The sequence below is a fragment of the Streptomyces sp. NPDC058683 genome, from assembly GCF_042716195.1.
GTDB lineage: Bacteria > Actinomycetota > Actinomycetes > Streptomycetales > Streptomycetaceae > Streptomyces.
This window is the reverse complement of record NZ_JBHXSK010000062.1, coordinates 21,061-43,542: the sequence shown is the minus strand read 5'-3', so window position 1 is coordinate 43,542 and position 22,482 is coordinate 21,061. Positions and strand designations below refer to the sequence as shown.

The window sequence follows — 22,482 nt, the reverse complement described above, 5'->3', positions numbered from 1 at the left end:
CCCCTCCTCCTCACACCCGCCAGAAATGGGAACCGTCATGGACGCTGTCCTCACCGCCGTCATCGACATCGACGCCACCCCGGAATCGGTGTGGAACGTCCTCACCGACTTCGCCGCCTATGGGGAGTGGAGCAATTTCTCCGCAGCCGAGGGAACCGCTCAGGTGGGAAGCAGGCTCACCATGCGCATGCCGGGCATGACCTTCAGGCCCACGGTCACCGTCGCGACACCCGGCCAGGAGTTGCGGTGGACCGGCACGCTCGGCACGAAGCGGCTGTTCCAGGGCCAGCACTCCTTCGTCCTCTCCCCGAACCACGACGGCACCACCCGCCTGACCAACCACGAGGAGTTCTCCGGCGCCCTGGTCACCCTGACCCGGCGGTTGCTGAGGACGCCCAAGCGCGACGGGTACGCCGAGTTCAACCAAGGCCTCAAGCAGCGGGTGGAAGGCCTCACCGACAGCCCACGGTGACGGCGCCCTCACCTGCCAGGACGACGCCACCTTCGAGGCCCCGGACAGCGATGCGCACCCCGCCCGAACGTGAGCGCAACTCCATGCGAGCCGAACCCCGAGCCAAGGTTCGCAAACAGGTAATCAGCTTGTGATTTATGGTCTGAGCAGGTTTCGTTCGGTGATACTTTCGGGTCGCTTCACGGTCTTGCCCACGTCGTAGCGGGTGGCGGGTCGCCGGTTCTTCGAGCCAAGTGGTCTTCCAGGGCCGGGAGTTGAGGGTTTCGGTGCACGGGCCGGACAGTGCAGGTGCGGGCGGAGGTTCCGAAACCCCCGGCGGACTCGGGCCGGGGTGAGCCGGCCGGACTCGGCGGGCTTCTCCCATGGCCGCCGCAAGTCGGCGGCTGCCCCGCGCAAAAGTCGGATCTGGGTGTGCGCGGCGATGATCAGCCAGGTCCAGCGCTCGCCGGCCTCGGGGGTTCGCAGCTTCGGACGGGTCCACCCGAGGGTCTGTTTCATCAACCGGAAGGTGTGCTCCAGGTCGAATCTCCGTAGGAACGCCTGCCAGCGCACGTCGACGTCGTGGCTGCTCAGGCCGGTGGCGGAGGACCACAGCCAGAGCGGGAGCGGGTCGCCTCCGCCGGGCAGGCGGTCTACCTGGAGGCGGATTAGTGTGCCCTCGATGATGGGGAGTTCGCCCGTGTGGTCGATCCACGCGGAGCGGGTGGTCAGGCGGGGGTGGATGCGGTCCCAGGCCATCGCGCGGGCGGTGCCGTACCGGTCGGTGACCTGCGTCGTAGTCGCGTCCGGCTCGCCCCAGGTCTCCGGCTTGGCGAAGCGGAACTCCTTGCCGTGCTTCGGCGGTCGCCCGCCCCGGGGATAGGCCAGGGTGTACTCCTTGAGCGAGGGCGTCGGCCGTCGCATGACGCGGTCGGAGCGCATCCGTCTCAGCACCTCGACCGGGAGGCCGTCGAGGAGGTGGGCCATGCGCGGGGCGTCGTAGCCGGCGTCGAAGACGATGAGGATGTCGCGGTCGCCCAAGTGCCAGCGGCCCATCTCGATCAGGTCCTCGACCACACGGCGGACCTGGGCGGCGGTGACCTCGGCGACGTCGTCCGCGGGGCCGAGACGGACGGCGTCCAGGAGCTGGCACCAGGACGTCCGGCCCGATTCGAGGGCGGCGACGAACGAGTACGGCCAGCCGGGAATGAACTGGTCCGAGGACCGTCCGCTGCGGCCGTAGACGTGGCAGAACAGACGGTTCGCGCTGGTCGGCGCGTCAGGGCGCAACCAGTTGCTGACGTCGACCGCCAAAACCAGGCGCCCGTCGGCGGCCCGCGGCATCGGCAGACCGGCCAGCACCTGCCGAAACCGGGGCACATCCACGTTCCCGCTGTTCAACGCCTCGTACATCGCGCCGTGCCCGCGCCGGTGCTCGGCCACCAGCGTCAGGTCCACCGGCGACGTCACCGGACCGTCCGCGCACAGCAACGCGTCGACGAGCTCGAACAGTTCGTCCCCGCGCGCGGTCAGACAGTCGAATAAGTCGTCCCGAAAGCGTGAGGCGTTCGCGAACGCCTCCGCCGGAACAGCATCAGGCAGCAGACTCACCCTTACGGCCTTCGCACTGGTCAAGTGCCTCTTTGGTCGGAGCACATGATCGTGCGGAGGCCGCCCGCGTGTCCGTAGAACAGCCCAACCAGAGATCAAGTTCGAGTGATGTTCGAACGCCGGTGAGCAGGTCAGGCGGCAACCAGCGAGGCCTGGATACGGCTGACGGCACGCAGGATCTCGCCCCGGTTCTTCGCCCGCTTGATCCATGCCGGAAGACGGGCCACCAACGTCATCTTCTGCCCGGTGTCGTACCAGGGCGCTCGTTCCCGCAGCGATGCCTGGACGAAACGACGGATCAAGTCGAGATGCTCGAGGTTGTACGCCCACAACCACCCGTGCCGGGTCTCAACCTGGAGCCACAAAGGCATACCGAAGTACGGATCCGTCGCAGGTTGAGCTGTGCCGGCAGAGAGCCCGACACGACGGCCGCTCCACACCCGAGACAGCCCGCAGCCACGACAGACCAGACGTCGCGGCCTGAACAGGATCCGACCCCCGGAATCAGAGTCTTCGGGCGCTGGAACGACACGAGCGGCCTTTTCGCAACCAGGACACCGCACAATGATCAAGCTGATGAAGTCGTACTCGGTGCTGCGCGGATCCCGGAACCGCCCAGAGAACAAGGCCATGCGGTGAGTATGCAACTGCCTTGCACAGCGGTGCATCCCGATTCGACGCTTACTCGCAGGCCCGCCAGCCACCCTGCCATGGCCGGACCGAGGTTAAAGAACAAGGTGAGTGCCTGTTCCTGATTCAGGCATGCCAAACGCGCTTGTGCGCCGTCGCGCTGCGCCCTCCCGCTGGGCCAAGATCGGGGGTCTGCCGGGCAGCGTTCTCCTGCCAATGAGGCGGTTGATTTGTCACACCGCTGCCCGGCAGGCCAGTAGCGCGGAGCCTGGCCGGCTGAGCTGCCTCGTGGGAAAGTGGGCTCCCGGCCGGGATTCCGGGCCGGTCCGGGTGGAGTTGCCGACCGTGAACTTGAGAACGATCAGTCCCGGATGGCCTCGCGGGAGGCTGGATTGTCCGCTCCTGCGGGAGGACCGGCGGGTGATGCGCCTGGTCATCAGGGTGATCGCGGCCCAGGTGATCAACGATTCCGAGTGCTGGATGAGCCGCTCGTAGTCCCAGGCGTGACGGCGGGCGTGCATGATCCAGGCGAGCGAGCGTTCGACGACCCAGCGACGGGGCAGGATGACGAACCCGACCGCGTCCTTCGGACGGCTGATGGTCTTCAGCGTCAGATCGAGATGCTTCCTCGCCCAGGTCACGAGCTGTCCGGCATAACCGGAGTCGGCCCAGACGATGGCGATCTCGGGGTGTATCAGCCGCAGCCGGAACAGCACTTCCTTCGCCGCGTCGCGGTCGGTCGTGTCGGCTGGGGTGACCATGACGAACAGCGGCAGGCCTTTGGTGTCGACGACCAGGTGCCGTTTTCGACCGTTGATCTTCTTCGCGCCGTCGTAACCGCGCGAGTCACGCCCGACGGTCTCCGCGACCTTCAGGGACTGGGAGTCGATGACGGTGGCGACCGCGCCGGGCGCAGGGCCCATCTCACGGCGGATGCGTTTGCGGAGCTGGTCGCGGATCTGTCCGACGACGCCGGCCGCCGCCCAGCGGGCCATGAAGTTGTAGCAGGTCCGCCAGGGCGGGAAGTCGCGGGGCAGGGCCCGCCACTTGCAACCGGTGTCGACGACGTAGCGGATCGCGTCGACGACCTCGCGGCGCGGGTGCTTCTCGGGACGGCCCCCGGTGGGGCACTCGCAGGCCGGCGGCGGGAGGAGGGCCTCGGTGAGGGCCCATTCGTCGTCGTAGGTGTCGGAGGGATAGCAGCGGCGCCGGGACAACGCGAACCCTCCTTCCAGGAAAGGGGGTTGGGGGACGGTTCCGCCGTCCCCCCCATTCGGTCAGGTGTCGATGTGCTCCGCGATGATGTCGAGGGTGGACTCCACCGAACTGAGCTGGGTGTTGAGGTGCCTGATCCACCGCCCCTTCGCGCACGAGGCATGGCTCGGTGAGGTCGAGGGTATCGACCTCACTCTCACCTTCCTCCGGCAGAAACGCGAAGAGACCAAGCGCCTGGCTCGCGTCGCGCCGGTCGAACTCGCCATACCCGTCATCGCAGCACGACGATGACCTGAGTTCACCTCGGGTCGTTCCCAGCGCCTGCATCGAGCTGGGAACGACCCCGCCGAACTGGAGCGGCGAGCGACCACTTTGCGGCATGAGCGGATGTGGGACGAGGGTGGTTCAGACGAGATCTTGGGGGTGGAGCACGATGCGCCCGTGGGTCTTGCGGTCGGCCAAGGCCTGATAGGCGTCGCGCACGGCGGTGAGTGGGTACGTTGCGGCGATGGGGATGTACAGGTCGCCGGTAGCGGCGAGGGCGGCCAGTTCGGCCAGCGCCGGGGTGCCGCCGGCATCGGTCGTTCCGAGAGACTTGACGCCCTTTTCTTTCGCTCCGCGATAGTCGACGACGGTGTCGATGCGGTCTATCGGAACGCCGAGGTTGATGGCGAGGTCGATGTAGCCGCCACCGACGGCGTCGACGAAGGCATCGGCTCGGTCGGTGGTGGCGAGGATCCGTTCCTGTTCGCCGTCGCCGTATTGGACAGGCTGGATGCCATGTTGCCGGAGCAGGTCGAAATGTGCGTCGCTGGTCAGACCGATCACCGTCGCTCCGGCACGGAGTGCGAGCTGGGCGGCGGTGAACCCGACGCCGCCCGATGCGCCCGAGATCACGATGGTCTCGCCCGGACGGGGCTCAACCGCCCGGATGGCACCGAGGCCCGCCATCGGTGTGGTGTAGAGCGAGCCCGCCACGTCCCAGGAGAGGGCTTGAGGCTTGCTCACCAGCTGGACGGCGGGGATGGCGACGAACTGGGCGTGGGCGTCCCAGCTCTGGAGCCTGCCCAGCACCGCGTCACCGACGGTGAAGTCGAGCACGTCGGCACCGACCGCAACGACTTCACCGGCGAGATCGCGACCCGGCGTGTACGAACTGCCGTGCAGCGCGGGTAGCGCCCCGGGGTTGAGCGCACCGGCCTCGACCCGTACCACCACCTCGCCCGGGCCGGCCACGGGCTCGGGGACGTCCGCGAGGTAAATCCCGTCGATGCCCGAAAAACGGTCATAGCGCACTGCTTTCATCATGTCTCCCAGTTTGCGAGTGATGCGAATCGGCCGGATCGCGCGAGAGGACGCTCAGGTACGGCGCAGGAGCGGCAAGAGGATGTCGTCGACGAGATGCGCAACGAAGGCGGCGTCGCACGGCTCGCCCACGACCACGACGCGATGCACGATCACCGCGGAAGCGACCTCGGCAAAGAGCGGTGCCGCCCCGGGCACCAGCCGCTCGGCCGCTTGGCGAACAAGTCCGTCCGTCATCGCGGTCTCGTCCCGCCGCAGGATCCGCCGCATCGCCTGGGCGAGCCGCGCGTCGCTGCGCATGCCGGCGAACACGGCCCCGAGCAGACCCACGTCCTGTTCGGAGATGCTCCGCGCGAGCCATGCCGCCAGGGAATGCACGTCCTCCCGGAGACTCTCTCCCGCAGGCTGTGGGGGCTTCGCGGGCGCACGGCGCTCGACCGCTGCGGCGACCAGCGCCGCCTTGTCGGGGTACCGGCGGTAGATCGTCGTCTTCGCCGCCCCGGAACGCCCGGCCACCGCCTCCATCGAGAGCTGCTCGTATCCCACCTCGGTCAGCAGTGACAGTGTCGCGTCAAGAATGGCCAGGTCACGGCTGGAATCCCGCGGCCGTCCCATCACCGAGGGCCGAGTCGTGCCGCTGGACTCCGAAGTACCCACCCCGCACCTCAATTCCGCTACGCTTCCGTAGCGTATCGAAAATACCTTGGTTCGATCCAACCTGCACGCTGCGGCTTGCCGTGCCAGCTCAAGGTCAGGTGTCCGCTCATCGGCATGAGCGGATGTTGCCGTCGGTCCGAGTGCCCGAACTACGCACGAACCACGGCAGCACCTTCCCGCCGTCGCCGGTCTTCTCGATCCCTTCGGGCACGGCTCTCACCCCAACCCGCTGGCCGGGCACGGCCGTTGACCGTGACGAGACACGACCCGCCTCTCGAACCCGAGAGTCGGAATGCAAATCCTATGATCACAACGATTAACCAGGGGTGACCGTTATATGATCAGAAGTGCGATCCGGACGTGTTCGTCTAACGGTCACCGTGACCGTTCACCGTACGAATCCGTCCAGGCCCGCCAAGCCCTCGTCACGCACCGCCGCGAGCAGTAGACGGCGTCCGACCGCCGGTCCACCCCCACCTCCCAAGTCGCCCCACAGACCGGGCACTTGGTCACACCATCGCCGTCCAGCTCGGCCGCCACCCGCTTCCGCAGCCGGCATACCCGACGCCACTGCCTGGCACGACACACCGCAGAACGGAACACTGCGTCGGACCGCGCTCCAAGCCTCAGTCGTTCACCACAGCCCCCACACACCCGCTCTCCGGCCGGCCCGGCGCCCTCGGACACACGGCCAGCCTAGGCGCCAGGACTCCTCGGAACTGGAGATATGGAACAGGCACTGACACCGGAAGGTTCTCCGCGGTGACCTTGATGGAGACGCAGGGCCTCACGTCGATGACCGACGAGGCGCAGTTACGTTGGATGGCGCTGGGGGACACGACTCGGCGGCCGGCTGTGGTCATGCTCCATGGCGGTCCGGGTCTGCCGGATTATCTGGGCGATGTCGCCCCCATGGTCGCGGACCTCGCGCCTGTGTACCGGTACGACCAGCGTGGCACGGGTCGATCCCCGTGGCGGGGGCGCCATTCCTTCGCCCGGCATGTCGACGATCTCATCGAGTTGCTCGACGCATGGGACGTGCCCAGCGCTGTGCTGATCGGCCACTCCTACGGTACTGACCTGGCGAGCCGGTTCTGCCTGACGCATCCTGACCGGGCTGCCGCGATGCTGCTGATGTGCGGGCCGTTCGTCGATGATTGGCGTACCGGGTACCGAGCGGAGCGAGGCCGCCGCATGTCCGCAGCACAGCTGGAGCGGCTCCGCGCATTGGAGGAGTCGCCGCACCGCTCGGAGGAGCAGGAGGTCGAGCTGCTCACACTGGCCTGGTTCACCGACCACGCCGATCCCGAACGGGGCTGGCACTGGGCCGCGCAGGGTGCCTGGCGGCGTCGCCCCGTCAACTGGGCTATGAACAGCGAGCTTGGCAAGGCAGGGCGCGCGGACCCGCTCGATGAGCATCTTGCCGAGCTGCGCGCATGCCTGCCCGCGCGGGCGGAGCTTCTCGGTGGGACCGACGATCCCCGCCCAGTGTCGGCTCTTGAATCACTCGCGCTCAGGCTCGATCTTCCGCTGACGCGCGTCGAAGACGCTGGGCACGAGCCCTGGTTGGAACAGCCCACCACCGTGCGTGCGCACCTTCGGCGATTCGTGCAGGGCACGGTGGGCTCATAGGGCTTCGACCGGATTGCCGGCCAGCCTCATCCCACGCTGCCGGCACCGCGGCAGGACCGGTGTCGAAATGGTCCTCGAACTAGGCCGCTCACCTGGGTGTTCACCGGACGCTGAGACGGCCTTCGTCTGATCATGTGCTCCGGCCAGGGACACGCATGACCACGACGAAGGCCGTTGAAGGTGAGTTTGCTGCCTGATCATGTTCCGGGGGAGGAGTTCGCGAAAGCGTCCCGCTTCCGGGACGACTTATTCGACTGCCTGACCGCGCGTGGGGACGAACTGTTCGACCTCGCCGACGCGTTGCTGTGCGCGGACGGACCGGTGACGGCGCCGGTCGACCTGACGCTGGTGGCTGAGCACCGGCGCGGACACGGCGCGATGTACGACGTACTCAACAGCGGAAGCGTGGACGCGCCCCAGCTGCGGCAGGTGCTGGCCGGCCTGCCCATGCCGCAGGCCGCCGACGGCCGCCTGGTCCTCGCCGTCGACGTGAGCAACTGGCTCCGCCTGAACGCGCCGACCAGCGCGGATCGTCTGTTCTGTCCCCGGCCCTTCGAAGAACCGCCGCCCCACGACCCACTATGGCGTCGGGAAAACGACCAGGCTCCCCGAGAGCATCATCGAGCGCGACAGCCTCAGAGGTTAAAAGACAAGATCAGTCGCTGCTGCCATTCACCACCACCCCGGGCACGGAGAGCCGCGAGAAACTCGCCCTGCTCGCCGTGCCGGGCACCGACCGGTTCGCCGCCGGCACCCGGTGACGTCACCCGCGACGCGTCTAACGCCCCGTCCACTTGGGGTCCCTGCGCTCCACGAAGGCCCGTGCTCCTTCTTGTGCGTCCTGCGATGCGAACACGGCGTCGGACAGCGAAGCCTGTCTGCGCCACGCCTCGTCCTGTGGCCACCCGGGGGCGGCGCTCGCCACGGCCTTGGCGCACCGCACGGCCAGGGGCGCGTTCCCGGCGACGCGTCCGGCGAGTTGTAGCGCCGCCTCCAGCGCCTGCCCCTCGGGGACGACGCGGTTGACCAGTCCCAGTCGCTCCGCCCGCTCGGCGTCGATCGGGTCGCCCGTGAGCAGCAGTTCCATCGCGACGGAGCGCGGCAGACGCTGCGGCAGCCTGATCATTCCGCCGCCCCGTGCCACCAGACCACGCCTGACTTCGGGCAGCCCGAAGCGTGCTCCTCGCGCTGCCACCACCATGTCGCAGGCCAGGGCGAGTTCGCAGCCGCCGCCGAGCGCCCAGCCCTCGACCGCGGCGATGATCGGCTTCTCGGGGGGTGCCTCGACCAGCCCGCCGAAGCCACGGCCCGGCAGCGCCGGACGCTCCCCGAGCGCGAACCGTTTCAGGTCCATGCCCGCGCAGAAGGTCCCGCCGGCGCCGGCCAGGACGGCGACGGACAGGTCCGGTGAGTCGTCCAGGCGGTCGAGGGCCTCGGCGACGAGATGGGCGGCCGCCAGGGTCATCGCGTTCTTCTGTGCCGGTCTGTTGAGGGTGATGACGAGGACCCGGTCGTGTGCGTCCACCAGGACCTCGGGGGCGGCGCTCACCGCGGGCCCATGCGCAGGGCGCCGTCGAGGCGGACGGTCTCGCCGTTGAGGTAGGGGTTGCGCACCATGGCCAGCGCCAGGTCGGCGTAGTCCGCGGCATGGCCGAGGCGCCTGGGGTGGGGGATGGTCTCGGCGATGCTCTGCCGGATGTCCTCGCGCAGCCTTGCCAGCATCGGGGTGTCGAAGGTTCCGGGCGCGATGGTGTTCACCCGGATCGCCCAGCTCGCGAGGTCGCGGGCGGCCACCAGGGTCATCGCGTGCACACCGCCCTTGGAGGAGGCGTACGAGGTCTGGCCGATCTGTCCCTCGAAGGCCGCTGCCGACGCGGTCAGCACGATGGCACCGCGGTCGCCGTCCTCGACGGTGTTGCCGGCCATGGCGGCCGCCGCCAGCCGCAGGACGTTGTAGCTGCCGACGAGGTTGACCTCCAGGACCTGCCGGTAACTGTCCAGCGCGGCGGGCGCGCCGGACTTGTCGAGGATGCGCAGCCGGTCCCCGCCGCGGCCCGCGCAGTGCACGACGGCTCGCAGGTTGCCGGTCTCCCGGGCCGCTTCGAAGGCAGCCCGCAGGCTGTCCTCGTCGGTGATGTCGGCGGGCACGAACCGGACTCCGCCGCCTGTCGCGGCAGCCGCCCGGGCACCGGCGGAGCCGGGCAGGTCGGTGATGACCACCTTCGCTCCCGCCTCCGCGAACGCCGCCGCGGTCGCGGCTCCGAGGCCGGAGGCGCCGCCGGTGACGACTGCGGTGATGGCGTCCAACTGCATGTGTCCTCCCCAAGAATCAGGCATGTCAAATAAAAGATTTGTCTGTTTCAGGAGTGCCTTCGACGCACCAGAGCGGGCCACCCATTGGCCTCACCTGGACTGTACCCATAGAATCAAGTAACTAATTTAGCTTAAACGTCTGCCTCCCCGTAGAAGGACGCCATGACGAAACAGGCCCGCTCGCATCCCGCCGGGCGCACCTTGCCCCTGCTCTCGAACTGGCTCCGTCACGTGATGGGCATCGACCCGACCGCGACGGCGCTGACCTTCGCGGAGTCGAGCCTTCCGTGGTCGTACCTCGCCGACGCCACCCGCGATCTGGAAGCCCTCCTGGGCGGTCACCCCTCCGCTCGACGGGTCGGCCTCGTCCTGCGCAACAGGCCGGCCCCACTGGCCGCACTGCTGGCGGTGATCGCCACCGGCCGACAGATCGTCACCCTCAGCCCCCACGTGGGCGAGACGGGCCTCGGTGACGACATCCGCTCACTGCGCCCGGACGTCGTCGTCGCCGACGAGGAGGACTGGGCCCGGGACGCCGTCCGTGACGCGGCAAAGGACATCGGCGCCGTCCCTCTGACCGCTTGCCAGGAGACGGGCCTGCTGCTCCGGCCGGACTCCTGGACGGCCTCACCGGCCGGGCTTCCCGCGGACGACGTGGCCGTGGTGATGATGACCAGCGGCACGACCGGCAGGCCCAAGCGCGTCTCCCTGACCTATCCGCAGCTGACCGCCGCCTTCCATGCCGCCGGCACGGTGCTCGACGACAGCACCGGCCCGCGCCTGCGCCGCGGATGCGTCATCCTGTGGTCCTCGCTCGCCCACATCAGCGGGCTGTACTTCGCGATCGCCCATGCCGTCGACGGCCGGTCCGTCGCCCTGATGGAACGGTTCCAGGTCGACGAGTGGGCCCGGTTGGTCCGCCGGCACCGGCCGCGCCAACTGCGCCTGCCGCCCACCGCGATCCGCATGGTGCTGCACGCGGAGCTCCCCGTCGACACCTTCAGCAGCGTGCGGGCGATCGGCTCCGGCACGGCGCCCCTGCCGCCCGAACTGGCCGAGGAGTTCGAGGCCCGGTACGGCATACCGGTCCTCGCCACCTACGGCGCCACCGAGTTCGCCGGCGCCATCGCGGGCTGGTCGCTCGCCGATCACCGCCAGTGGGCGGGAGCGAAGCGCGGCAGCGTGGGCCGCGCCCACCGCGGCATCGAACTGCGGGTGGTCGACCGCACGACACAGGACGTCCAGGCACCGGACAGCATCGGACTGCTGGAGGCCCGCGGCCCCCAACTGCCCGTCACCAACGGGGGCTGGCTGCGCACGAACGACCTGGCCTCGCTGGACGCGGACGGCTTCCTGTTCATCCACGGCCGCGCGGACGACGCGATCAACCGGGGCGGCTTCAAGATTCCCCCGAGTGTGATCGAGGACGCGCTGCACCAGCATCCGGCCGTGAGTGACGCCACCGCCGTCGGGCTGCCGGACGAACGCCTGGGTGAAGTGCCGGTCGTGGCGGTCACGTTGTGCGCCCAGGCCAGCAGACAGGACCTGCTCGACCACCTGGCGAGCCGACTGACGCGCTATCAGATGCCGGTGGATCTGCGGATCCTGGACCAGTTGCCGCGGACTCCCTCGCTCAAGGTCGACCGGCCCCGGCTCCAGAAGCTCTTCACCGCCGGTGGACCGTTCCCCGACCGCGGCTAGGGCCGGTCCACCCGCTCGCCGGACAGCCGCCTGCCCACGAAGCAAGGAGAGATGGTGACCACGTTGACGGACCGGCCGGACTACGGCCTCCTCACCGACGACGCCGTGGAGCGCTCACGCCGCCGCATCGGTGTCCCCCAGCGCCGCCTGCCACCGCACAACCTCGAAGTGACCGCCGACGGCATCCGTCACTTCGCACTCGGATACGGCGACGACAACCCCCTGTGGTGCGACCCCGCACACGGCCCGGCCACCCGGTGGAAGGGCACGATCGCACCGCCGAACTTCCTCTACACCATGGGCGAGAACGCCGTCGAACCGGACGACCGGGCCAAGGCGATCCTCAAGGGCGACCCGTTCGCCGGGCTCGGCGCCTACCAGGCCGCCATGGAGTTCGAGTACTACCGGCCGCTGCGTCTCGGCGACCGCTGCTCCTGCCTGCGGGCCCAGGTCGGCGTCCAGGTCAAGCCGAGTTCCTTCGGCGGCAGGGCCGCCCACGTGACCAACGGCTTCCTGTTCGCCGACGGCGCGGGGCAGGTGGTCGCCCTCCAGCGCGGCACCTGGATCCACGCCGAACGGCACACCAGCAGGAACCGAGCCGGCGGGAAGGAGGACCTGGAGTTTCCCCCCTACACCGCCGGCCAGCTCGCCGAGATCGACGCGGCCTACGACGCCGAGGAGCGCCGCGGGGCGAACACCCGCTACTTCGAGGACGTCCACGTCGGCGACGAGCTCCAGCCCCGGGTCAAGGGGCCGCTCACCGTGACCGACGTGGTCGTCTGGCATGTGGGGTGGGGCATGCAGCTGACGCCGCCGGGGGCCTTCGCGGTCGCCCGGCGGGTGCGGCGCAAAGCCCCCGGTCTGTACCCGCCCAACGCCCGGAACATCCCGGACACGGTGCAGCGGCTGCACTGGGAGCCGGCGCGCGCACGGGAACTGGGCATCCCCATGAGCTACGACTACGGCGGCATGCGCGAGACCTGGCTGACCCACGCCCTGACGGACTGGATGGGCGACGACGGCTGGCTGTTCAGACTCCGCTGCGAGCACCGCAAGTTCAACTACGTCGGGGACACCACGTGGGTGCGCGGTGTCGTGGTGGACAAGATACGGACCGACGTCGGCAACGAGGTGCACATCGAGGTGGCCTGCCACAACCAGCGCGGGGAGGTCTCGACACCGGGACGGGCCGTCGTACTCCTGCCGACCCGGCAGGCCCCGGTGCGCCTGCCGGACCCTCCGGCGGACACCCTCGGCGATCTGCTGGACGCGGAGATCGCGCGGTTCGCCGGCTGACGGGGCAAGGTCCGGGTCAGCGCAGGGTCCATTTGGGTTTGGCGAAGGTCTCGCGCGAGACCTGCGGCTTGCCGAGGGGATTGCCGATCGTCGTGTAGTGCCAGCCGAGTGCCTGGGCCGCCTCGCGGTCCAGGCCGTGCGTCTCCCAGATCGCCCGGACGGTTCCCTGCACGGCCGCGGGCGGCTTGGCCGCGATGATGCGCGCCAGTTCGTCGGCCCGGCCCCACAGTTCCGGGTAGGGCACCAGCTCGGACACCAGACCGATCTCGCGCGCCCGCGCGGCCGACATCCGCTCGTCCAGCCCGAGCAGCGCCCACCGCAGGGCTTCGCCGAGGGGGATGCGCCGGGCCAGCCCGATGGGCTCCAGCGCCGAGGTCATGCCGTAACTCACATGCGGGTCGAAGAAGGTGGCGTCGTCCGCGCCGATCACGATGTCGCAGTCGTTGAGCCAGTAGAACGCGCCGCCGGCGACCATGCCGTGCACGGCGGCGACGACCGGCTTCCACACCCTGTTCTGCTTGGGACTCAGCCCCCGCCCCGGATCCTCCTGGCTCCACACGTTCTCCGCGAGATGGATCCCGTCGTCGACGTCGGTGCCCGTGCAGAAGGCGCGCTCGCCGGCGGCCCGCAGGACCACCACGTGGACGGCGTCCTCGGTGCGCACGCGCTCCCAGATGTCCCGGAACTCGTCCACCATGGTCTGGTTGAACGCGTTGAGCTTGTGCGGACGGCTGAGGGTGACCGTGGCGACGTGCTCTGCCACCTCGAACAGCACGGTCTCGTACGCGCGCTCGCCGGCGCTGGACTCCTGGTCCGACATCATCGTTCCTCTCCCCCGCCGGGTTCCCGGCCATGGGATCGTCCGGAAGCTGACACCTCAGATAGCTTAATCATTACACTCAATGAGAGGCTAGTGATCCGTAACCGGTACGACCAGGGAAGGGCCGGTCGATGGTGGACTTCGAACTCTCCGAGGAACAGGCCGCGTTGCGCGAGACGTCGCGGGATCTGCTCACCTCGTACTGCCCTCCGCACCTCGTCCGGTCGGTCCACGACGCGGGACTGGACGTCGACGACAAGCTGTGGAACAGGGGCGCACGCATGGGCTGGACGGGTCTCGCGACCCCCGAAGGCCAAGGAGGCGCGGAGCAGGGGCTGGCGGAACTCTGCCTGGTGGCCGAGGAACTGGGACGCGCGGCGGCACCGGGCCCGTTCATGGAGACGGCCCTGGCGTCGATGGCCGCCGCGTGGAGCCCTGCGCTGAACGACCTCGCCGCACAGGCCGCGTCGGAACTCGGCGAAGGACGGCTGAAGGCGGGGTTCGTCCACCACGGCTCCCTCGCCGCGCGCCGGGCGGGGCAGCACCTCGTCCTGTCGGGCCGGGCCACGGCCGTGCACGCCGCCGCCTGCACCGACTGGCTGCTGGTGACACTCACCGGGGACGAACCGTACGTCCTCCTGGTCCCGACGTCCGCGGCCCGTACGGAGCGGCGCACCACCCTGGATCTGACCCGTTCCTGGTACGACGTCGTGTTCGACGACGTGACCGTGCCGCCCGGACAGGTGCTGTCCGACCGCCCCGGCGACGCGAGCCGGGCGGTGGACGCGATGGCGGTCCTCACCGCAGCGGACGCGCTGGGCGTGGGGCAGCGGCTGCTGGAGATGACGGTCGGCCATGTGACCGTGCGCGAACAGTTCGGCCGTCCGCTGGGCAGCTTCCAGGCCGTCAAGCACAAGGCCGCCGACATGCTGATCACCCTGCGGGGCCTGCGGGCCGCCACCTACTACGCGGCCATGGCCTTCGACGCGGGCCACGACGACGCCGCCATGGCGGCCTCCGTGGCCAAGGCCTTCGCGAGCGAAGGCCTCCCCGATGTCGCCGGGGAGGCCTTGCAGACCCATGGCGGCATCGGCTTCACCTGGGAACACGACCTGCACCTGTATCTGCGGCGGGCGACGGTGGACTCGCTGGTCCACGGCACCGCCGCCCACCATCATCAGCGGGTGCTCGCCCACCTGGAGTGCACGGCGGTCAGCCGGCAAGCCGCTTGAGCAGTTCCATGTCCCCGACCCGCCGATCGTGGGTGACCGCGATCGGCGAGGCGTTCAGCCCCGTGATCCCGCTGTCGCGGAACGCCGCCACCCGCTCCGCGACCAGACCCCTCGGGCCCACCAGGGCCACCGCGTCGACCAGTTCGCCGGGGACCGCGGCGGCCGCCTCGTCCTTGCGACCGCCCTGGTACAGCTCCTCGATCTGCGCCGCCGGACCTTCGAAGCCGTACCGCGCGACGAGGGCGTTGTAGAAGTTCCGGCCCGGGGCTCCCATGCCGCCGACGTACAGGGCGATGTACTCGCGGACCCGTTGCCGTCCGGCCGCGAGTTCCTCCTCGTCGTCGCTGACGAGGACCTTGACGTCGGCGACGACCCTGAGCGGCGGCAGCCCGCCCCGCCGCCGGGCCCGCCCGGACTCCATAGAGGGGCCGAAGAACTCCTTGGCCGCCTCCGGAAGGTACAGCGTGGGCTGCCACCCCTCGCACAGCTCCGCCGCCAGCTCCACGCTCCTGGGGCCCAAGGCCGCCAGGACGATCGGGATGTCCGGCCGGACGGGATGGTTGATGAGCTTCAGAGCGCGGCCGCCCCGGCCCGTACCCCCGCGCTCGGCGGTCAGCGGCAGCTGGAAGACCCGGCCCTCGTGCCGCAGAGGCGCACGCCGCCAGACGGTCCGGCAGATCTCGATCACCTCCCGGATCCGGGTCAGCGGGGACGTGTGGGGCAGCCCGTGGAACCCCTCGACCACCTGGGGGCCGGACGCCCCGATGCCCAGTTCGAACCGTCCTTCCGACACGAAGTCGAGTCCGGCCGCGGTCATCGCGAGGAGCGCGGGGGTGCGCGAGTACACGTTGAGGATGCTGGTCGCGAGGCGCATCCGCTCGGTGCGTGCGGCGAGGTGGCCGAGCCGGCTCACCGAGTCGAAGGTGTACGCCTCGGGCAGCAGCACCGAGTCGACTCCGGCCGCCTCGAAGTCACCCAGCCGCCGGGCGGCTTCGGCGAAGCCGCCGGAGGAGCTCATCAGCAGTCCCACGTCCATGAGGAGCCTCTCTTGTTACGCCGGGGCCGAGGCCAGGACCGGCCCCGGATCACGGCGGCACACGTTGCGGGGCGGTCAGGCACGGGGTACGGGCGGTCAGGCACGGGCCCTCTCGGCGGACTGTTCCGTGGCCCCCGCCCCCCGCAGCCGTTCGCGCAGCTCGAACTTGCGGACCTTCCCCGACGGGGCCCGCGGGAGGTCGGGGACGACCACGACACGCTCGGGCGCCTTCTGCGGCGCCACCCGGTGACGGGCGAACAGTTCGCGTACCTCCGCGACGTCGAGTGTGCCGCTGTCGAGGACCACGAAGGCGGCCACGCGCTCGCCGTACCGCGGGTCGGGTTCGGCGACCACGGCGGCGTGCCGGACCCGTGGGTGGGTGGTGAGGATGTCCTCGACCTCCTTGGAGGCGATGTTCTCCCCGCCGCGGATGATGATGTCCTTGATGCGGTCGGTGATGGTCAGGTGGCCGTCCTCGTCGAGCCGTCCCACGTCGCCGGTGCGGAACCAGCCGCCGGGCAGGAACGCCACTGCGTCGTACGCGCGGTCGCGGTAGCCGACGAACTGGCTGGGACCGCGGGTCACGACCTCACCCGCCTCCCCCACCGGCAGCGGACGCAGTTCCTCGTCGACGATCCGCACCTCGTCGCCGAAGCGCACCAGGCCGTCCGTCTGGGACCGCTGGCGCGCCGAGGCGTCCAGCGGTGAGGTCGCACACCGAGGGTGCTCGGTGCTGCCGTAGGCGCGGGCCACGACGATGCCCGCGTCGTCGGCCCTGGCGACCAGCGCGGGCGGGACGTTGGCGGCGCCGATCTGGACGAAGCGCAGGCTGGAGATGTCCCGGCCGTGCTCCTCGGCAGCCCTAAGCAGCGCCTCCACGTGCAGGGGTGTGCCGCTGGTGATGGTGCACCGGAACTCCTCGACGAGCTCGACGGCACGGCGTTCGTTCCAGCGGTCCATGTGCACCGTGTCGGTGCCCCCGACGATCCCGCTGCACGCGGCGAGCAGTCCCGCGACATGGCCGGAGGGCCAGGGGACGAGGCGGGTGTCGTCGGGTCCCGCCTCGTTCATCAGGTCACCCTTGCGCAGCTCGTGCAGCAGCGTGTTGTGGGTGTGCTGCACGCCCTTGGGCGCGCCGGTGGTCCCGGAGGTGTAGATCACCGCGCACACGTCGTCGGCGCACACGTCCTCGCGCGGCGGCGTCTCCTCCGCCTCGGCGAGCAGGGTGGCCCAAGGGACCGTGTCCGGCGCCACCCGGTCGCCGATCATGACGACGTGGTCGAGGGCGGGCCCCGCGTCGAGGCGGGCCAGGCGTTCACCGAAGTCGATGGAGCGCCACGCGTCGGCCAGGACGAGCAGCTTCGCCCGGGCATCGCGCAGGATGACGCCGACCTCGGCGGAGTCGTAGATGTGGGTGATGGGCAGGACGACCGCGCCGGCCAGCCAGGTGCCGAAGTACGACACCACCAGCTCCAGCCGGTTGGGGACCTGTACGGCGACCACGTCACCGGGCCGTACCCCGAGCCGGCGCAGCCCGGCCGCCGCCCGTCTGCCCAGTGCGAGCACGTCCGCCAGGGTGACCGTGGTCGTCTCCGTCTCCGCGGCGAACACGAACCGCGTCCCGGGCACCCGGCGGCCGGCGTCCTCCAGGGCGTCGGCCATGGTGCGCGAGGAGTAGTGGCCCTCCCGGTACCAGCGCTCCCGCAGGGCGTCGAGGTCGTGCCGCCGCTGCTCGGGTGTCACGCTCACTGCCGTCCCCTCCGGTGTCCGCGTTCCGGTCATGTCAGTCGGCGAGCTCGAAGACGGTGGCGTTGGCGGTGCCGCCGCCCTCGCACATGGTCTGGAGGCCGAACCGGATGCCGTGGCGGCGCATGTGGTGCAGCAGCCGGGTGGCGAGGACGGCACCGGACGCGCCGAGCGGGTGTCCTACCGCGATGGCGCCGCCGAGCGGGTTGACCCGGTCCGGGTCGGCCTTCAGCTCGCTCTGCCAGGCGAGCGGTACCGGGGCGAAGGCCTCGTTGACCTCGAAGGCACCGATGTCCCCGATCGACAGGCCGGCCCGCCGCAGTACCTTGTGGGTGGCGGGGATGGGCGCCGTCAGCATCATCACCGGGTCGTCCCCGACGACCGCGCCCGCACGGATCGTCGCCAGCGGGCGCAGTCCGTGACGGCGGGCCAGCTCGGCCGTGGTGATGAGCAGTGCGGCGGCTCCGTCGGAGATCTGGGAGGCGTTGCCCGCGTGGATGACCCCGTCCTCCTCGAAGGACGGCTTGAGCTTCGCCAGGGTCTCGGGCGACGTGCCCCGGCGCAGTCCCTCGTCCTGCTTCAGATCCGGCGCCGCGGGCACGGTGACCAACTGCTCGTCGAAGACCTCCGCGTCGATGGCGGCGGCGGCCAGCGTGTGCGAACGCGAGGCGTACTCGTCCAGTCGGTGCCGGTCGAGTCCCCACTTGCGGGCGATCATCTCGGCCCCGGTGCCCTGTTCCAGCCGGTCCGTCCGGTAGCGGTCCAGCACGGTCCGCCCGTAGGGCAGGCCGGTCTGCCGGGCGGCTCCGAGCGGCACGCGGGACATGGACTCGACGCCTCCCGCGATCACCCAGTCGTAGGCGCCCGCGACGACGGCGTGCACCGCCGATTCGACGGCCTGCTGGCTGGAGCCGCAGGCCCGGTTGAAGGTGACGCCCGGAATACTCTCGGGCCAGCCGGCCGCGAGCGCCGTGAACCGGGCGATGTTGCTGGACTGGTCCCCCAACTGCGTGACGCATCCCCACATCACGTCTTCGATGTACTCCGGCGGGACCTCGTTGCGCTCCACGAGCGCGCGCAGGACGACCGCCGAGAGGTCGACGGGATGCACCTCGCTCAGCGCCCCGTTGCGCTTCCCGATGGGAGTGCGCACCGCGTCCACGATCACTGCCTGACGTGCCGTCATCTCTCCTCGCTCCCACATCGCAGGTTCCGCGTGTCCACCCGATCGGGCCCGCAGGGCCCGTCAGAGCGCCGGACCGCCCCGGGCTCGTCCGCCCGCCACCGGGCGAGCGTGTCCTCCACCGACGACGCCGACGGTGCACCCGCGAACCGCCGGCCGCCCAGCGTCGGCCGCCATCCCGTCCGGCCGTCCGGCGCGGGCACCAGCGCGTGTCTGGCGCGCAGGTGCGGATGGCCGGCGGCTTCCGCCAAGTTCAGCACGGGGCTCAGGCAGGCGTCCGTCTTCTCGGCCGCGGCCGCCCATTCGTCCCGCGTGCGCCGTCGTACGGCCCGCTCGATCTCCCGGCGCAACTCGGGCCAGACGCGGGGGTCCTCGCGTGTGTCGGTCCACGCGGGGTCGAGGTCCAGCAGCTCCACGAGTGCCGCGAAGAACGGCGCCTCCAGGGCACCGATCGCCACGTGCCCGCCGTCGGCGCACCGGTAGACGTCGTAGTAAGGCGCCCCGGTGTCCAGCCTGTTGGTGCCGGCGACGTCCGACCAGGTGCCCCTGGACCGGTACTCGTGCAGCATGGCCGTGAGGTAGGTCGTTCCGTCGACGATGGCAATGTCGAGCACCTGGCCCGCTCCCGTACGGGCACGCTCGTGGAGTGCGGCCAGGACGGACATCACCAGATACATGCCGCCCGCGCCGAAGTCCCCCAGCAGGTTGGCGGTCGGGGTGGGTACCTCGCCCTGCCGTGCGGCGTGGTGCAAAGCACCGGTGATCGCTATGTAGTTGATGTCGTGCCCCGCCGTCGGGGCGAGCGGGCCGTGTTGTCCCCAGCCGGTCATGCGCGTGTAGACCAGCCGTGGGTTGACCTTTCGCACCTTCTCCGGCCCCAGCCCCAGCCGCTCCATCACGCCGGGCCGGAAGCCCTCGATCAGGACGTCGCACCGCTCGGCGAGCCGCAGCGCCTCCTGGCGCCCTTCGGCCGACTTGACGTCGAGTTCGACTACGGGCCGGTTCTCCGCCAGCGCGGGCCTGGCGGTGCGCGGCCTGGTGACGGCCAGTACGTCGGCCCCCAGATCGGCGAGCAGCATGCCCGCGAACGGCCCGGGCCCCAGGCCCAGGAACTCCAGGACCCGCACGTCGCCGAGGGGTGGAACCGCTGACATCGGTCCTCCTATGATGACTCGCGCCATAGGGTATATCAGTTAACGGTTTTAGATAATGACCTGGGAGGAGCGGGCGATGCCGTACAGCTTCTACGAGGACGACCACACCGCGTTCCGCCGGACCGTGCGCAGCCTGGTCGAGCGCTCGGTGACCCCGCATCTGGAGGAGTGGGAGGAGGCGCGCCTCATCGACCGCTCCGTCTGGAAGGCGGCGGCCGCCGCGGGTGTGCTGGGACTGCGCGTACCCGAGCGGTTCGGCGGGGCGGGCGCCGGCGACTACCGTTTCCGGTGCGTGATCCAGGAGGAGTTGGCCGAGGTCGGGGCGGCCGCCCTGGCTTCCGGCTTCTCGATCAACGAGGACATCGTCGCCTCGTACCTGGTCGGGTTCGGGACCGACGAGCAGCAGGAAAGGTGGCTGCCCGGCATGGCGGCGGGCGAGGCGGTCGCGTCCATCGCCATGACCGAGCCGGGCGGCGGCAGCGACCTGCGCGGGATACGCACCACCGCGCGACGCGAGGGGACGGACTGGGTCCTCAACGGCGCCGAGACGTTCATCACCAGCGGTTCCAGCTCCGATCTGGTGATCGTGGCCGCCCGCACCGGGGAGGCGGCCGGCCGCTCCCGGCTCTCCCTGTTCCTCGTACCGTCCACGGCACCGGGATTCCAACGAGGGCGCAAGCTCAGGAAGTTGGGCCTGCACGCCCAGGACACCGCCGAGCTGTACTTCGACGACGTGCGGCTGCCTCCGGAAGCCCTGCTGGGCGAGGAGGGCGCGGGCTTCGGCCAGCTCACCGCCCAACTCCCCCTGGAGCGGCTCTCGATCGCCTGGCGCGCGGTGGTGGCGGCGGAGGCGGCCGTGCGCTGGACGGTGACGTACACACGGGAGCGCCGGGTGTTCGGGCGGCGGCTCGCCGACTTCCAGAACACCCGGTTCCGGCTGGCCGAACTGACCACCGAGGTCGAGGTGACCCGCGGCTATCTGGAGCGCTGCGTCCTCGACCTCAACGAGGGTACCCTCGACGCCGTGACCGGGGCCAAGGCCAAGTGGTGGGCCACGGAACTCCAGAACCGGGTGGTCGCCGCCTGTCTCCAACTGCACGGCGGCTACGGCTACATGGACGAGTACCGGATCTCACGGGCGTACGCCGACGCACGCGTGCAGACACTCGTCGGCGGAACGACCGAGATCATGAAGGAGATCATCGGCCGCGACCTGGCCGGACCGAAGCCCGGCGGGGACACCTGAGCGGCTGTCCCCGCGCGCGTCCAGGCCGAACCGGGCGAGCGCCTACGAGGACGCGGCGCCCGGCTTCTCGCTGAACTGGTGCCCGAGGAAGGCGCCGGTCCACGCCATCAGGTCCCCGGGTACGTAGTAGTCCTTCTCGTCGTTGATCACGTCCCAGTTCTTCACGACGTCCTCGATCGTGGCCGGACCGTCCTCGTGCACATAGCCGGGTGTGGACCCGATGAAGAAGCGCGCGAAGCGGCCGGCGCCCGCCGCGTAGATCTCGCCATTGACCGGGCAGGCCTCGTGCGCGAGATAGGCGACGAGCGGCGACACCGCCTCCGAGGGCATGCCCGCCTGCTGGGCGGCGGCCTCGGCCGCGGCCTCGTCCTCGATGCCGCCCATGCGGGTCAGCGCGGCCGGGGCGACCACGTTCACCTTGATGCCGTGCGGTTCGCCGGCCAGCCGCGCGCTGCGGGCCAGACCGACCACGCCTCCCTTGGCCGCCGCGTACGACAGGTTGTTGTCGAGGCCGAACAGACCGGCGGACGTCGTCAGCACGACCCGGCCGTACCCCTGCTCGACGAAGTGCGGCCAGGCGGCCTTCATGGTGTTGAACGAGCCGAGCAGGTGAACGGCGAGATGGCGTTCGAGGTTGTCGAGGTCGACCTCGGGCAGCCCCGCCCACCTGATGATGCCGGCGTTGTTGACGACGATGTCGACGCGGCCGAAGGCGTCCAGCGCGGAGCCGATGATCGCCTCGCCGCCCGCCTCGGTGGAGACGTCGTTGGTGTCGGCGACGGCCTGGCCGCCGGCCGCGACGATCGAGTCGGCCACCTGCTGCGCCGGACCGGCGTCGGCCCCCTCGCCCGCCATCGATCCGCCGAGGTCGTTGACGACGACCTTCGCTCCCCGTTCGGCCAGCAGACGGGCATGGGCCCGCCCGATACCCCGCCCCGCGCCGGTGACGACGGCCACACGTCCTTCGAAGCTGAACTCACTCATGGGTGACTCCTGTCGTACTGCGCTGTCCCGCCGTGTCTGACTTCCGGGTCTCCCGGGCCGCCACGGCCGGTTATTCCTCTATGCGGATGGCGAGCGCGGGGCACACCGCCGCCGCGTTACGGACGTCGTCCGCCAGCTCCGCCGGCGGGTTCTCGTGCAGCAGGACGACGATGCCGTCCTCGTCACGCTGGTCGAAGACGTCCGGGGAAGCGTTCACGCACTGTCCGGCGGCGACGCACTTCTCCTCGTCGATGAGGACCTTCATGCAAT

Annotated in this window: 21 protein-coding genes and 1 pseudogene; 7 read left to right on the top strand and 15 right to left on the bottom strand. The window is 70.1% G+C overall.

What is annotated here, in order from left to right; translation table 11 throughout:
* Nucleotides 1-37: 37 nt before the first annotated feature.
* Nucleotides 38-472 (top strand): SRPBCC family protein, encoded by a 435-nt coding sequence (locus ACFWXC_RS45040; RefSeq protein WP_384488668.1) that lies wholly within the window; start codon nt 38-40, stop codon nt 470-472.
* 135 nt (nt 473-607) lie between these two features.
* Here the strand turns inward: ACFWXC_RS45040 and ACFWXC_RS45035 are convergent, their stop codons facing one another.
* The 6 genes from ACFWXC_RS45035 to ACFWXC_RS45010 form a co-directional block, all read right to left on the bottom strand.
* A complete protein-coding gene (locus ACFWXC_RS45035) occupies nt 608-2,062 on the bottom strand; it encodes an NF041680 family putative transposase (RefSeq protein ID WP_384488715.1) in 1,455 nt (484 codons plus the stop codon).
* A gap of 131 nt (nt 2,063-2,193) precedes the next feature.
* A complete protein-coding gene (locus ACFWXC_RS45030) occupies nt 2,194-2,694 on the bottom strand; it encodes a hypothetical protein (RefSeq protein ID WP_384488666.1) in 501 nt (166 codons plus the stop codon).
* A 231-nt stretch (nt 2,695-2,925) separates the two neighbouring features.
* On the bottom strand, nt 2,926-3,909 hold the full coding sequence (locus ACFWXC_RS45025) for an IS5 family transposase (protein WP_384488664.1): 984 nt from the start codon (nt 3,907-3,909) through the stop codon (nt 2,926-2,928).
* A 60-nt stretch (nt 3,910-3,969) separates the two neighbouring features.
* Nucleotides 3,970-4,101 carry a hypothetical protein gene (locus tag ACFWXC_RS45020; protein WP_384488662.1) on the bottom strand — a complete coding sequence of 44 codons (132 nt, stop codon included), beginning with the start codon at nt 4,099-4,101 and terminating at the stop codon, nt 3,970-3,972.
* Between the two features lie 211 nt (nt 4,102-4,312).
* Nucleotides 4,313-5,215 carry an NADP-dependent oxidoreductase gene (locus tag ACFWXC_RS45015; RefSeq protein ID WP_384488660.1) on the bottom strand — a complete coding sequence of 301 codons (903 nt, stop codon included), beginning with the start codon at nt 5,213-5,215 and terminating at the stop codon, nt 4,313-4,315.
* Between the two features lie 51 nt (nt 5,216-5,266).
* Entirely contained in the window at nt 5,267-5,827 is a 561-nt protein-coding gene (locus tag ACFWXC_RS45010) for a TetR/AcrR family transcriptional regulator (RefSeq protein WP_384488658.1), read from the bottom strand.
* An 813-nt stretch (nt 5,828-6,640) separates the two neighbouring features.
* On the opposite strand from ACFWXC_RS45010, the gene ACFWXC_RS45005 reads away from it, so the two are divergent.
* Together ACFWXC_RS45005 and ACFWXC_RS45000 are read left to right on the top strand one after the other, a co-directional pair.
* Nucleotides 6,641-7,501: an alpha/beta fold hydrolase gene (locus tag ACFWXC_RS45005; RefSeq protein WP_384488713.1), complete on the top strand. Its 861-nt coding sequence runs from the start codon at nt 6,641-6,643 to the stop codon at nt 7,499-7,501.
* Between the two features lie 180 nt (nt 7,502-7,681).
* Nucleotides 7,682-8,044, top strand: a pseudogene (locus ACFWXC_RS45000) (transposase); the annotation flags it as partial.
* A gap of 235 nt (nt 8,045-8,279) precedes the next feature.
* On the opposite strand, the gene ACFWXC_RS44995 reads toward ACFWXC_RS45000, so the two are convergent.
* Both ACFWXC_RS44995 and ACFWXC_RS44990 read right to left on the bottom strand, forming a co-directional pair.
* Nucleotides 8,280-9,050 carry a crotonase/enoyl-CoA hydratase family protein gene (locus ACFWXC_RS44995; protein WP_384488656.1) on the bottom strand — a complete coding sequence of 257 codons (771 nt, stop codon included), beginning with the start codon at nt 9,048-9,050 and terminating at the stop codon, nt 8,280-8,282.
* A complete protein-coding gene (locus ACFWXC_RS44990; protein WP_384488654.1) occupies nt 9,047-9,814 on the bottom strand; it encodes an SDR family NAD(P)-dependent oxidoreductase in 768 nt (255 codons plus the stop codon). The genes ACFWXC_RS44995 and ACFWXC_RS44990 overlap by 4 nt, the downstream gene beginning before the upstream one ends.
* 162 nt (nt 9,815-9,976) lie before the next feature.
* Between ACFWXC_RS44990 and ACFWXC_RS44985 the strand changes: the two genes are divergently transcribed.
* Both ACFWXC_RS44985 and ACFWXC_RS44980 read left to right on the top strand, forming a co-directional pair.
* Nucleotides 9,977-11,515, top strand: a complete 1,539-nt coding sequence (locus ACFWXC_RS44985; RefSeq protein WP_384488652.1) for a class I adenylate-forming enzyme family protein — start codon at nt 9,977-9,979, stop codon at nt 11,513-11,515.
* 51 nt (nt 11,516-11,566) lie between these two features.
* On the top strand, nt 11,567-12,811 hold the full coding sequence (locus ACFWXC_RS44980) for a MaoC family dehydratase N-terminal domain-containing protein (RefSeq protein WP_384488650.1): 1,245 nt from the start codon (nt 11,567-11,569) through the stop codon (nt 12,809-12,811).
* 16 nt (nt 12,812-12,827) lie between these two features.
* Here ACFWXC_RS44980 and ACFWXC_RS44975 read toward each other — a convergent pair whose 3' ends face one another.
* Entirely contained in the window at nt 12,828-13,634 is an 807-nt protein-coding gene (locus ACFWXC_RS44975; RefSeq protein WP_384488648.1) for an enoyl-CoA hydratase/isomerase family protein, read from the bottom strand.
* Nucleotides 13,635-13,762: 128 nt separating this feature from the next.
* Between ACFWXC_RS44975 and ACFWXC_RS44970 the strand changes: the two genes are divergently transcribed.
* Nucleotides 13,763-14,863, top strand: coding sequence for an acyl-CoA dehydrogenase family protein (locus ACFWXC_RS44970; RefSeq protein WP_384488646.1), 1,101 nt, complete (start codon nt 13,763-13,765; stop codon nt 14,861-14,863).
* Here the strand turns inward: ACFWXC_RS44970 and ACFWXC_RS44965 are convergent.
* From ACFWXC_RS44965 to ACFWXC_RS44950, 4 genes are all read right to left on the bottom strand, one after another.
* Nucleotides 14,844-15,899 (bottom strand): LLM class F420-dependent oxidoreductase, encoded by a 1,056-nt coding sequence (locus ACFWXC_RS44965; RefSeq protein WP_384488644.1) that lies wholly within the window; start codon nt 15,897-15,899, stop codon nt 14,844-14,846. The genes ACFWXC_RS44970 and ACFWXC_RS44965 overlap by 20 nt on opposite strands.
* A gap of 96 nt (nt 15,900-15,995) precedes the next feature.
* Nucleotides 15,996-17,648: an AMP-binding protein gene (locus tag ACFWXC_RS44960; protein ID WP_384488642.1), complete on the bottom strand. Its 1,653-nt coding sequence runs from the start codon at nt 17,646-17,648 to the stop codon at nt 15,996-15,998.
* A gap of 34 nt (nt 17,649-17,682) precedes the next feature.
* Nucleotides 17,683-18,831 (bottom strand): thiolase family protein, encoded by a 1,149-nt coding sequence (locus ACFWXC_RS44955; RefSeq protein ID WP_384488640.1) that lies wholly within the window; start codon nt 18,829-18,831, stop codon nt 17,683-17,685.
* On the bottom strand, nt 18,828-19,982 hold the full coding sequence (locus ACFWXC_RS44950; RefSeq protein ID WP_384488638.1) for a CaiB/BaiF CoA transferase family protein: 1,155 nt from the start codon (nt 19,980-19,982) through the stop codon (nt 18,828-18,830). Before ACFWXC_RS44950 ends, ACFWXC_RS44955 begins: the two co-directional genes overlap by 4 nt.
* Before the next feature lie 76 nt (nt 19,983-20,058).
* On the opposite strand from ACFWXC_RS44950, the gene ACFWXC_RS44945 reads away from it, so the two are divergent.
* Complete coding sequence (locus ACFWXC_RS44945; RefSeq protein WP_384488711.1) at nt 20,059-21,228, top strand: acyl-CoA dehydrogenase family protein; 1,170 nt, start codon at nt 20,059-20,061, stop codon at nt 21,226-21,228.
* Between the two features lie 42 nt (nt 21,229-21,270).
* On the opposite strand, the gene ACFWXC_RS44940 is transcribed toward ACFWXC_RS44945, so the two are convergent.
* Together ACFWXC_RS44940 and ACFWXC_RS44935 are read right to left on the bottom strand one after the other, a co-directional pair.
* Nucleotides 21,271-22,212 carry an SDR family NAD(P)-dependent oxidoreductase gene (locus ACFWXC_RS44940; protein WP_384488636.1) on the bottom strand — a complete coding sequence of 314 codons (942 nt, stop codon included), beginning with the start codon at nt 22,210-22,212 and terminating at the stop codon, nt 21,271-21,273.
* A 70-nt stretch (nt 22,213-22,282) separates the two neighbouring features.
* Entirely contained in the window at nt 22,283-22,477 is a 195-nt protein-coding gene (locus ACFWXC_RS44935) for a ferredoxin (RefSeq protein WP_384488634.1), read from the bottom strand.
* Nucleotides 22,478-22,482 lie beyond the last annotated feature (5 nt).